At 44.1% G+C, this 10,620-nt stretch carries 12 protein-coding genes; 8 read left to right on the top strand and 4 right to left on the bottom strand.

The annotated features are described in order from the left end of the window. The first annotated feature begins 89 nt into the window (after nt 1-89). From QUB44_RS26590 to QUB44_RS26570, 5 genes are all read left to right on the top strand, one after another. The gene (locus tag QUB44_RS26590) at nt 90-1,148 is read left to right on the top strand and encodes a hypothetical protein (RefSeq protein WP_333372223.1); all 1,059 of its coding nucleotides are present in this window, start codon (nt 90-92) and stop codon (nt 1,146-1,148) included. A gap of 8 nt (nt 1,149-1,156) precedes the next feature. Next, nucleotides 1,157-1,279: a hypothetical protein gene (locus tag QUB44_RS26585; RefSeq protein WP_333372221.1), complete on the top strand. Its 123-nt coding sequence runs from the start codon at nt 1,157-1,159 to the stop codon at nt 1,277-1,279. A gap of 86 nt (nt 1,280-1,365) precedes the next feature. After that, nucleotides 1,366-1,941, top strand: a complete 576-nt coding sequence (locus QUB44_RS26580; RefSeq protein ID WP_333372220.1) for a TMEM175 family protein — start codon at nt 1,366-1,368, stop codon at nt 1,939-1,941. Between the two features lie 59 nt (nt 1,942-2,000). Then, the gene (locus tag QUB44_RS26575; RefSeq protein WP_333372218.1) at nt 2,001-2,498 is read left to right on the top strand and encodes a cupin domain-containing protein; all 498 of its coding nucleotides are present in this window, start codon (nt 2,001-2,003) and stop codon (nt 2,496-2,498) included. A gap of 494 nt (nt 2,499-2,992) precedes the next feature. Next, nucleotides 2,993-3,364, top strand: a complete 372-nt coding sequence (locus QUB44_RS26570; protein WP_333170760.1) for a DUF4342 domain-containing protein — start codon at nt 2,993-2,995, stop codon at nt 3,362-3,364. 86 nt (nt 3,365-3,450) lie between these two features. On the opposite strand, the gene QUB44_RS26565 is transcribed toward QUB44_RS26570, so the two are convergent. The 3 genes from QUB44_RS26565 to QUB44_RS26555 all read right to left on the bottom strand — a co-directional run bounded on the left by QUB44_RS26565 (nt 3,451) and on the right by QUB44_RS26555 (nt 5,611). Beyond that, nucleotides 3,451-4,782: a serine hydrolase gene (locus tag QUB44_RS26565; protein ID WP_333372215.1), complete on the bottom strand. Its 1,332-nt coding sequence runs from the start codon at nt 4,780-4,782 to the stop codon at nt 3,451-3,453. 291 nt (nt 4,783-5,073) lie between these two features. Then, complete coding sequence (locus tag QUB44_RS26560) at nt 5,074-5,406, bottom strand: hypothetical protein (RefSeq protein WP_006633666.1); 333 nt, start codon at nt 5,404-5,406, stop codon at nt 5,074-5,076. Between the two features lie 31 nt (nt 5,407-5,437). Continuing rightward, the gene (locus QUB44_RS26555) at nt 5,438-5,611 is read right to left on the bottom strand and encodes a hypothetical protein (RefSeq protein ID WP_333040368.1); all 174 of its coding nucleotides are present in this window, start codon (nt 5,609-5,611) and stop codon (nt 5,438-5,440) included. Nucleotides 5,612-5,887: 276 nt separating this feature from the next. Between QUB44_RS26555 and QUB44_RS26550 the strand changes: the two genes are divergently transcribed. From QUB44_RS26550 to QUB44_RS26540, 3 genes are all read left to right on the top strand, one after another. After that, the gene (locus QUB44_RS26550; RefSeq protein WP_333372213.1) at nt 5,888-7,750 is read left to right on the top strand and encodes an AAA-like domain-containing protein; all 1,863 of its coding nucleotides are present in this window, start codon (nt 5,888-5,890) and stop codon (nt 7,748-7,750) included. A gap of 49 nt (nt 7,751-7,799) precedes the next feature. Beyond that, nucleotides 7,800-8,822: a phytanoyl-CoA dioxygenase family protein gene (locus tag QUB44_RS26545; protein ID WP_333372211.1), complete on the top strand. Its 1,023-nt coding sequence runs from the start codon at nt 7,800-7,802 to the stop codon at nt 8,820-8,822. A gap of 417 nt (nt 8,823-9,239) precedes the next feature. Continuing rightward, entirely contained in the window at nt 9,240-9,839 is a 600-nt protein-coding gene (locus QUB44_RS26540) for a Uma2 family endonuclease (protein ID WP_333372209.1), read from the top strand. Between the two features lie 13 nt (nt 9,840-9,852). On the opposite strand, the gene QUB44_RS26535 is transcribed toward QUB44_RS26540, so the two are convergent. Continuing rightward, nucleotides 9,853-10,611 carry a 5-formyltetrahydrofolate cyclo-ligase gene (locus QUB44_RS26535; RefSeq protein ID WP_333372207.1) on the bottom strand — a complete coding sequence of 253 codons (759 nt, stop codon included), beginning with the start codon at nt 10,609-10,611 and terminating at the stop codon, nt 9,853-9,855. Between the last annotated feature and the right edge of the window lie 9 nt (nt 10,612-10,620).

The following is a 10,620-nucleotide window of genomic DNA, read 5'->3' as shown; positions in this document are numbered from 1 at the left end:
ATATGGCACAGGCACAACGGCTCGCGGGCTATGGTCTAGACGTTTTGAAGAAGCTGTTTAGAATGAAATAGCCCTGAGATGAAGAGGCTTTGCATGAAATAAAAGAACTTAAAAGCAAAATCATTACTTCTAAAAACTCACCAGACAGTTTAAAACTAGGGGCAAGGGTTAAATACCTTGAGATAATTGGTTTTAATGCTGTACGAGAAATTATATCTGAAATATTTAAGGCTGGTGCAAGAAAAGATAGCGGAATCCTTGTTCCATTAACTGAGCAAAGTTCTGATTTGAAAAAGGCTTTTGATGGATTTGACGATTGGAATGAAGAAGCCACGCTCCTTATTCAGGATGCTATTAATGTTGGTCATCCTATTTTCGTCGCTGATGCCTTTTCAACCAAAGCTTTTATAAACCTCCGGGGGCTTATTTCTCAAATAGCCTTCATGCAGTTTCAAGGATTGTCGCTTGACCAGTCTGCCATTCAAAATTATGCTCTTTTGATTCTTGATTGGTGTGGAAAGGCTCAGAAAATCTATAAACAAGCCAATATGGTTGAAGGAGAAGTTCGCATTCAACTGATAATGGCTCAGGCGTTTGAAGTTAAGGGTCAGATAGAGGCAGCTAGAAACCTTGCTCAGGGGGTTCTTGGCAAAGCTAAGTTGCTCGGATACAAGCGACACATAGAAACAGCTAATGAAGTTATCTCAGGAAAAACCTTATTTTCTAAGCATATTCAAAACGTGGACGAGAGGTTACGTCAGAAACAGTGTAATGAATATGATCCATCAGCCCTGGAAACAGAGGAAGATGTACAGAGTTTTGCAAATTTCATGATTGAAACTTACAAAATCCCAGAGGATCGTAGAAAAAATGTAGTAACACAGGTACTGTGTATGCGGGATGAAAATAGGGAAAAAATCCAGTGGTGTCGGCATATAAAAATACACGAAGATTTGACACATACTTATTCACCAATAACATTTTACGCTGAAGATCCCAACAGGCGAGTTTTTTGTTCAAAGTTTGGTTATCGTGGGGATAAGTTGTCACCAGATTGGATTGATATTATTAAAAAGTTCAAGGAAGTTTACTGCTCTAACTGCCTTGATAGAGAACCAGGAAATGTTACAGCAGTCCAAGAGAGCTAACAACGCCCATGCACACCGACCGCCGAAAGTTGATCGGTTATGATACAGAGGTGATCTGCCACAGTATGGTGATTAGGCAAGCAAAATGGTTGGCTTTGTTGGTAAGTGCCAGCGATCGCCCATCGGTATAACAAATCACTGCAACCGACCTTATCCTAAGTTATTGTTGGAATGATAAGCGATCGACCGCGCCAGCAAAAAAGGAGGATCTACAAAAATGGGTAAAGGCAGGTTAGAAGCATTCAGCGATGGTGTAATCGCCATTCTCATCACCATTATGGTGCTGGAATTGAAAGTGCCCCATGAAGCTGATTTAGCTGCGCTGCGTCCGCTAATCCCAGTATTTCTGAGCTATGTACTCAGTTTTATTTATCTTGGTATCTACTGGAACAACCACCATCACTTGTTACAAGCGGCTCGGCACGTCAATGGTAATGTGTTGTGGGCTAATCTGCATCTGCTGTTCTGGTTGTCACTGATTCCCTTTGTCACTGCCTGGACAGGCGAGAATCACTTCGCTGCGTGGCCAGTTGCGCTTTATGGCACAGTGCTGTTGTTGGCTGCGATCGCTTATTTCATTCTTACTCGTGTCCTTATTTCTTACCACGGTAAAGATTCCACTCTGGCAATTGCACTTGGGCGAGACTTTAAGGGGAAGGTATCAGTGGTGATTTATGCCGTAGCAATCCTGCTTTCCTTTGTGAACTCATGGTTTGCTTTCATGCTGTATGTTTTAGTTGCAATCATGTGGCTGATCCCCGATCGGCGTATTGAGAAAACTCTGAATTCGTGAAGAATATTCCGCGAAAAGCCATCGCCAGCCAGCTAACACTTCGCTTTAGGAATTAACAAATGACAATTCATCAAAACGGACTTTTTCTTGAACCCGGTCAAGGTCGTTCTTACTACTTTGGTCAAGACCTCTATACCTTCAAGGCAGTTGGTGAAGAGACAGGGGAAGCCTATGCGCTTTGTGAGGTAATTGTTGCACCTGGTGGCGGTACGCCAACCCATCGCCACAACCGAGAAAATGAATCATTTTATGTTCAAGATGGAGAGATTGAATTCCAGCTTGACGATCGTACTTTCGTTGCGACGGCTGGAACCTTCCTTCATTCACCGAAAGGCCAGCTTCACCGATTTACGAATACCACCGCTACACCCGCTAAAATGCTGGTTTGGGTCACTCCTGCTGGCTTTGAGAAATTTATTGCCGAAGTTGGAAAGGCCGTCAATGGTGAGATTACCCTTGGAGCATCCTTGAGCCCTGAAGACCTTGACAAAATTCTTACTACTGCTCCCAAGTACGGTATCGAGATCGTACCTCCACCCTCTGAGGAGTGTGCCTAGATAGCAATCACTCTTGAAGTCATGGTAGAAATATTGGGACTAAAAATATTTTAAAGCAGTTTCTACGATTCTGAATTGTCTATTAATTCACTTTGTTCACCAGGATAAAAGCGATCGTCTCAAATCTCGGTCAAGTCGTAAAGACAACTGATATCGTTTCCGGTTGCATCGGTATTTTTCAGATGTCCAAACTGTCATTTGTCCCAAAATCATAATTTTAGTCCACACTCAAAAATCATGAGGAGTGCAATCCGAATTGATATTACTTGACTTATATCTAGAGACGGGTTGTTTCAACAAACGCTTCTCTACCTTTCGGAAGAGATAAACGCGCCCTGAACTAACGCCACCAAAATAAGGTTTTGAGTAAGAAAGCAGGGGGGGAAAGTACGAATACACATTGTAGGGTTTCCTTGCCTGTCATTCCCAAGTGCGATCGCCGAAGATAAGAGTATAGAAATTAAACGGCTGGTTTTCACCCGCCCTTACACAAAATGAACTCACAACTAGAACAACAAGTAACAATTCTACAAGACGAAACAGCAGCGGCCGGGAATTCAGCCAACCCAACAGTTGAAACTCATGTATTCGCCTCAGAATTTGTAACAGAGGAAAAAGTCAGAGTGGAAGAGTTCAAGATTAGCGCCGATAGTTTAATTGCTAAAGTCAAAGAACTAATTCAGCAAGGAAAACTCCGCCGCCTCGTCATCAAAAACTCGCAAGGGCGGACTTTGGCAGACATTCCGCTGATGGCTGGATTGGTAGGTGGCGTTGCCGGCTCAGTAGTCTTTCCAATTGCTGCTGTACTGGCTACAGTGGGGGCAGTTGCGGCTCATTTGACTGTAGCAATCGAGCGCAAAGAATAGTCATTAGTAATTAAAAATCTTCTCTTCAAGTCCGCGAAGGCGGACTTTGTTTGTTTAGTAGCGATTTCAATCGCCGAATTGTCTGATCAACGCAACTTCTCCGGTACTCTCGCCGCAGGTTGGTCTAAATAATTGTAAACAATCCGCGAAATTCGACGGACAAAATCTCTCACAATCGGGTCATTGTAAGGACGCTTGACAAAGATTGCCGCTAAATAACGCTTACCGTTGGGCATATCAATAATTCCCGCATCGCCAACCACAAAGCCGATATCTCCGGTTTTGTCAGCAATCACGGCTCCCGCCCCTAAACCCGAAGGAAGCAGCGTTCTAGTTGTTGTACGCCGCAATAATTCTAAAGCTTGTTCCCGACTCGATTCAGAAACTAATTTATCGCGAGACAGCATCGCCAGCAACTTTACCATATCCACAGAACTTGTTGTATTTGTTCCTTGAAAATCGCCGAGCCAATTGCGAATTCTGGTGTCAGTTAATCCCCAACTGCGAAAACGCTCGTTGAGTTTAGCAATTCCTCCCAAACGTTCAATAATCATGTTGGTGGCTGTATTGTCGCTGATGGTAATCATTTTATCTACGGTTTCTCTGATGCTAAACCGAGTGCCATTTGGTCTGTCTTGCATAGTTCCAGAACCGCTGGCTACTAAGTCGGACTTCATAACTAATGTTTCGTCTAGGCTAACTTTGCCTGCGTCTACATCTTGATAAAAAGCAATCAGAATTGGTAGTTTGATGGTACTCGCTGCCGGAAATACTCGCTCGCCCTTGATATCCAAATAGTTTCCTGTATCTAAATCCAGAAAAAACATTCCGGCGCTGAGGGATCTATACTGTGCGATCGCACTTTCGATTTGAGGCTTGATGGCTGTCATTTCCAAGCCTGTTGACATCCCCAAATCAGCGGAATAGTTTCTCTGATTTCCCGGCGTAACAGTGGGCGTAACTTGACCTGCTGCTTGTTCTATGCGGGTAATAGCTGTTGGGATCAAAGACTCGTTGCCCGCTATTTGCTCTGGATTAGGCAACTGAAATGACCAGCGAGTGGCAGATTCTCTAATGACTCGGACTTTTTGCGGATCTAACTTATAACCGGGAGTTAATTGTATCACTAACCTGGTAGTTTCGGTGTCAAACTGCCCGACTCTAATTTGTTGAATAGCTGAGTTGTAGCTTTGAGGAGTTTCGGGATATTCCAAGACTATTCCCGGTAAGTCAATTACTAAGCGGGTAGGATTAGCAATTAGTTTAACTTCCGGCTGAACTCCTGAATCTGTTGTTAAATTGAGCTGATTTTTGCTCGCCTCGAAGTGCCAAGATGTTAGTGTATCAGCTTTTGCGGGAAGGGCGATCGAGAAAAGACTAAGGGCGGCCGGCAACAGCCATTGCAGTTTTAGAGTCATGTTTAAAGAGAAAGAGTTTAACGGCTGCAGCGAGAAAGCGGCTGGAAAAACGTTCTCAACCGCTTTCGAGGCGAAGCACATAGCATCCTACAGTCAACTCTTGCTCCCAGCCGTATTTTTTTTATTTTCTTTGAGAGTATCCCCTTTCCGGGACTCATATCAAATCCGGTTCTATTACGGCTTTTTCTTCCTGTCTCGCCCAGGCGGACGAAAGTTTGTACAGTCGTGGATTTTCTAGGCAGAATTCTTGTTTTGTAGACCCAAATTTTATTCACCTGAGATGAATTCAAGTTAGGCGACTTCCCGATTTCTAGCATCTTCGAGGGAGTCGATCGCGGCTTTGAGAAACACTTTTCCTTTAGCAACAAATCGGCGATCGCTCAAAGGATCGTAAGCTTCCCAATTACCGCTAACTTCGCGATCGCGCCACAAAAACCAGCAGCGGTAGATTTCCCCGCTATCTATATCATCGCACAAAGCCAGCCAATCATCCCCCGTGAGAGCGCTGGCATCTAATGCTACCAATTCCACCCATGCAAGTGCAGTGCAGGCATCGATCGCCTCAGCGTCAACCGAGTCAGATTTGGTAGCTATAGGTTGTGGCGAACACAGTGTAGACTTCATAATTTCTCCTTAATTAAATGAATGAATTTGCCTATTTATGGAACTGACCCGGTACACCAAGTGGAAAAACTGTGTTTTGATAAATTTCTGGTTCGTCAAATTTACCAGCGGCTGATGCTTCTGTTAAATTATTAAGTGTATTAATTGTGAAAATGGCGGCGGTTCCCAAAGCGGCCATTGCCAGTCTGTGTAAGATTTTGCTCATTTGGCTGCTCCTTTTTTGCTTGGTGTATCTACTCTAAAAAGTTAAGTGGTGAGTAGCGGCGGAGATTGGGGAGTTAAGAAAAACTTTTTCTCCTCAAATATATTCAACTGTTGAAGCCGTTATCAGGACAGAGTTTGAGGAGTCGATCGCCCCAAAAATCTCTCCAAGTAAAATTCCTTAAATTCCGGCTGGCTGATTATCTTCCTTAAAATCGCCCAAAATAGGAACTTAAGGCGTTAAAATTTCTAGATTCGTTCCCCTTTCAGTGCAAGCGAAGTGCTCAAGTCAAAACGCGATCGCGGTCGCATTCTCACTGCCTCTGGCTTAAAGAAACTTAACGAGGCGCTCCAAGAATGGTCTGACCGACATAACATTAGAGGTACTCTGACCGAAATCGAGGCTGAGTCTGGCGTCGGTGCCGATACAGTCAGCAAAATTAAGCAGGGTAGAGAAGGTGCGGATTTGAGTAAAATTCGACAGTTGTTCGCGGCTTTTGAAATGACTCTGGCTGCTAGCGACCATCGATCGGCTAAACTTGAGGAACCGACAAGTTTAGACGAGCTGGACAATTCGCCGGCAGCGGAAGATACAGCCAGCAACAGAATTGTTAAAGTATTTGTGAGTTATCGCAGCGCCGAACCCGATCGCGAGTTAGGAAAACAGTTAGAAACGGCCTTAAGCGCGATCGGTCATACAGTTTTTACAGCAGAAAATAACATTAGATTAGGAGATAATTGGTTCGATCGCATTAATTTCTTCCTCCAAGAATGCGATTATTTGCTCCTACTATTGCCGCCAACGGGAAACCAAAGCGAACTGCTAACATATCAAGTTCAGCAAGCAAAAGAACTGCAAGACTCTCGCCCTGACAGAAAACCAATAATTCTCCCCATCCGCGTCGGTTTTCCGCTGAACGCGCCTCTAAATCACGACTTGCGGGGCTATCTGTACCGCATCAAACAGAGGGAATGGAAAACCACCGCCGACACTCCAATTATTATCGAAGAAGTTCTGAACTTGCTAGCAGAAACTCCCGCACCAGCCCCAGAAGAAACAGAAGATTTAACACAAAAGCAGCTATTAGAAATTAGCAGCGACGAAATACCTCTACCCGCCGCCGAACCCGAATTACCAGGAGGGCAAGTCGATGTCGCTTCTCAATTTTATGTAGAACGCCCGCCCATCGAAGAACGCTGTTATCAAACTATTGTGCAGCCCAGCGCGTTAATTAGAATTAAAGCACCGAGACAAATGGGCAAAACTTCCTTGATGGCAAGAATTTTGCATCACGGAGCCCGTCAAGGCTATTGCACCGTGCCGCTAACTTTTCAGTTAGTAGATAAAGCCGTATTTGCCAACTTAGATAAATTCTTAAAGTGGTTTTGCGCTTATGTCGGCCGCGAGTTGCACTTACCCAATCAATTAGACGATTATTGGGACGAGATTTTTGGCAGCAAAGTCAATTGCAAAGATTACTTTGAAAAATACATTTTGCCGCAAATCGACAGTCCCTTAATTTTAGGATTAGACGAGATTGATCGCGTTTTCCAATATCCCGACATTGCCGAAGACTTTTTAGGACTGCTGCGGGCGTGGCACGAAGAATCGAAGCGGCGCGACATCTGGAAGAAACTGCGATTGATTGTAGTTCACTCCACCGAAGTTTACATCCCGATGAACATCAATCAATCGCCTTTTAACGTCGGACTGCCCGTAGATTTGCCAGAATTCAACCATCAGCAAATACAAGATTTAGCAGCGCGCCACAACTTGAATTGGTCGGATGCAGAAGTTGAGGAATTGACGGCAATTGTCGGCGGACATCCGTATTTAGTGCGAGTTGCATTATATCACATTTCGCGATCGGATTTGACACTCGATGAATTAAAAGAAACTGCGATCGCAGATGCGGGAATTTACAGCGACCATTTGCGCCGGCAGTTGTGGAATTTAGAAGAATATCCAGAGTTGGCGCAGGGGATGAGAGAGATTGTGGCGGCGGATTCTCCGGTGCAATTAAAGGCAATGCAGGCGTTTAAATTAGACAGTTTGGGGTTGGTGAAGTTGCAGGGTAACGAGTGCGTGCCGAGGTGCGAACTGTATCGGCAATATTTTAAAACGAATTTGGGAGTTAACTAATTTGATATTTTAGCTCGTTAATGACGTACAATCAGCAGTAGGGGGGAAGATGAGCACAAATATCACAAAAGAGCGATCGATCAGGCTTTCCACTGTGCAGTATCAACGTAAAATAGGAACCATGACTGAAGAAACCGTGACTCTGAGAAAGTCTCTTGACTTAGATAAATTAATTCCACTTCTGCCACAAGCAGAAGATATTAACTACTGGCGCGATCTCAACCCCAATTCAACTATTTCCGATCGACCATTTGAAGGCTTTTCAGAAGTTTCGGGAATCCAAAAAGCAGAAATTGACGAGTACAGGCTGCAACTGCGAGAAGAAGGCTATTTCCAAACACCTAGCGTCATACCTGCTGCTACTATTCACCAGATGCGCGACTGTATAGAAAATGTCCGAAAAGCAGGGTTTCCGACAATGTTTGCCCTCGTCTACGATATCTTCTATCAAGTATTTGGTTACTTTAACTCAACCTTGACAGGAATTTTGGGAAACGGCTACAAGCTAGTTCCAAATTTTTGGGTTTATTACATAGAAACTTCTGATAGCGGCAAAGGATTTGAGCCTCACCGCGACGCCGAGTACGAAAATACTATAGACTCCAACGGTATGCCGACAGTGCTTACTCTCTGGGTGACAATTACTGAGGCTAATCCCCTCAATTCATGTATGTACATGGTTCCGGCAAACCGCGATCCAGAGTATGCTGAAGCTATCAAAAATCTCAAGACAAAAGCTACTAAATTTGCCTTGGAAGATATCCGGGCTTTACCAACACAAGCTGGTACTCTATCGTGCTGGGATCAATACGTTTTTCACTGGGGAAGCCGCAGCAGCAGTCGGGCTAAATCGCCTCGAATTAGCTATGCAGTATATTGTCAGCGAGGGGATATTTCACCCGTTGATGATGTGATTGTCGATATCCCATCAGTGCTTGATTTCCCAACGCGGTTATCTCTGATTTGCAGAGGTTTGTATCGCTATTCTTACGCCAGTTTACAGCCATCCCCACAGGCGGAAGCACTGTTAGATTTCTTGAGTAAGCATACGGCAAATCTGAAAAAAACTTAATATAATTTTCCCAAAAAACCAGTCATCTCAATTCCGGTTGCATCAGAATTATTTTTTAACCGCAGAGGACGCAGAGTACGCAGAGTCAGAGAAGAGAGAGATGGGGATAAGTAACTTGGATTTGGTATAATTTCTGTAATTAATAATCAGGTGAACAGTGGTCGTGAACGATATTTTTTTGATAACTTCCGATAATTGGCTAGATTGGATAACCGTGTTTGGTTATCTAGCTTTTACAGCTTTCATTGCATGGCGCGTGTTTACCGCAAAGTAGATAGATTATGAAATTACCTTCTTCCTCTTCTTCTTCTTTCTTACTTCGCGTCCTAGCGCTTACGCGCGGCTTCGCCTAACGCGCCTTCGCGGTTCGTTAAATAAACAGTAAAATAAGAAAACAATCAACTCGCCCATACAGTTATGCCGCCCGTCGAAAGTGTAGCAGCAATTCCGAACGATCTGATTTTACGCTTGAGCATCGAGCAGTATCATGCGATAATTCAAGCTGGCATTCTCACGGATGATGACTCTGTAGAATTGCTGGAAGGTTGGCTGGTTTTCAAAATGCCCAAAAATCCACCGCATCGAGTCACAACTCGTCTTGTCAGAACAGCTTTAGAGAATATTTTACCTGCGGGGTGGTATGTTGATTCCCAAGAACCGATAACGCTCTCCAACAGCGAACCCGAACCTGATATAGTGGTTGTTCGAGGGGATACGCGACAGTATCTCGATCGCCATCCGGGTGCTGAAGATATTGCGCTGATTATTGAAGTATCAGATACGACGCTTCAGCGCGATCGAACTGTCAAAAAACGGATTTATGCCCGCGCTGGAATTTCCATTTATTGGATTGTGAATCTTGTGGAAGAACAGATTGAGGTGTACTCTCAACCTCTTGTGGAAGTTGAGCAGCCAGATTACAGTCAAAGGTTGGATTTCGGGCGATCGGCTGTTATACCGATTTTTATAGAAGGGAGAGAAATTGGGGCAATCGCTGTGAATTCTCTTTTGCCTTAATTTTGATTAAAAGCTATTTTTTATTGGTTAATTGCTCTCTCAACTTTCGCAAAATCGGAATTTTTTCCAACTGTTCCGGGCGTATACTATCCCAGTTTAACCCAATTGGACGCGGATAACTTGTATTAGTCTCAATTATCTCCTGGGCAGTAACAATCCAATTCAGCGCCCAATCGTGAGCTTGCATTTGTAAACGCAAATCTTCGACTATTTGCAAAGGATGCACTGTTGTGATAATTGGCGTATCGATTTGTACTAACCCGAATTCTGTCAACATAGCCAATTCCAAATCGGCAAATCCTGCACCTTTCCCGGTTCTTCCACCGTTGCGCGTTACTGCTACGCAGCCGACTATTACTAAATCAATCGGCTTCATTTCTGCAAAACTTACCAATCTTCCGCAAGTGAGTGCTTTGCGGGCGATCGCACTTTCGGAAATAGATATATTTTGCCGCTGCAAATCCTCTGCAGTTAACTCAACAAAACAGCGATCGTCTGTCAATCGCGGTACTGCCATATACAGGCGTTTTCCTTCTTGCAAAGCTCGCATCCGCACCGGAATTTGCGCCGAATCAGGATTGCACTTAATCGTTTTTGCTTGTTGCCATATTGGTAAAGTGGCCAATCTTTCGGCAGCCAACTGGGCACCGACAAAGTTGGGAATATGACCAAACGGATCGCCAATAGATGCGGCTTGGTGCTTCAGCAAAGACCAAATTTTCGCTCTTAAGTAGTCTTTGTCTTGGTGATATCCACTCCAATCAGTTTTCATACTGTATTG

The sequence above is a fragment of the Microcoleus sp. AT3-D2 genome, from assembly GCF_036705715.1.
In the GTDB taxonomy this organism is placed as follows: domain Bacteria; phylum Cyanobacteriota; class Cyanobacteriia; order Cyanobacteriales; family Microcoleaceae; genus Microcoleus.
This window is presented reverse-complemented; position numbering and strand designations above follow the sequence as displayed.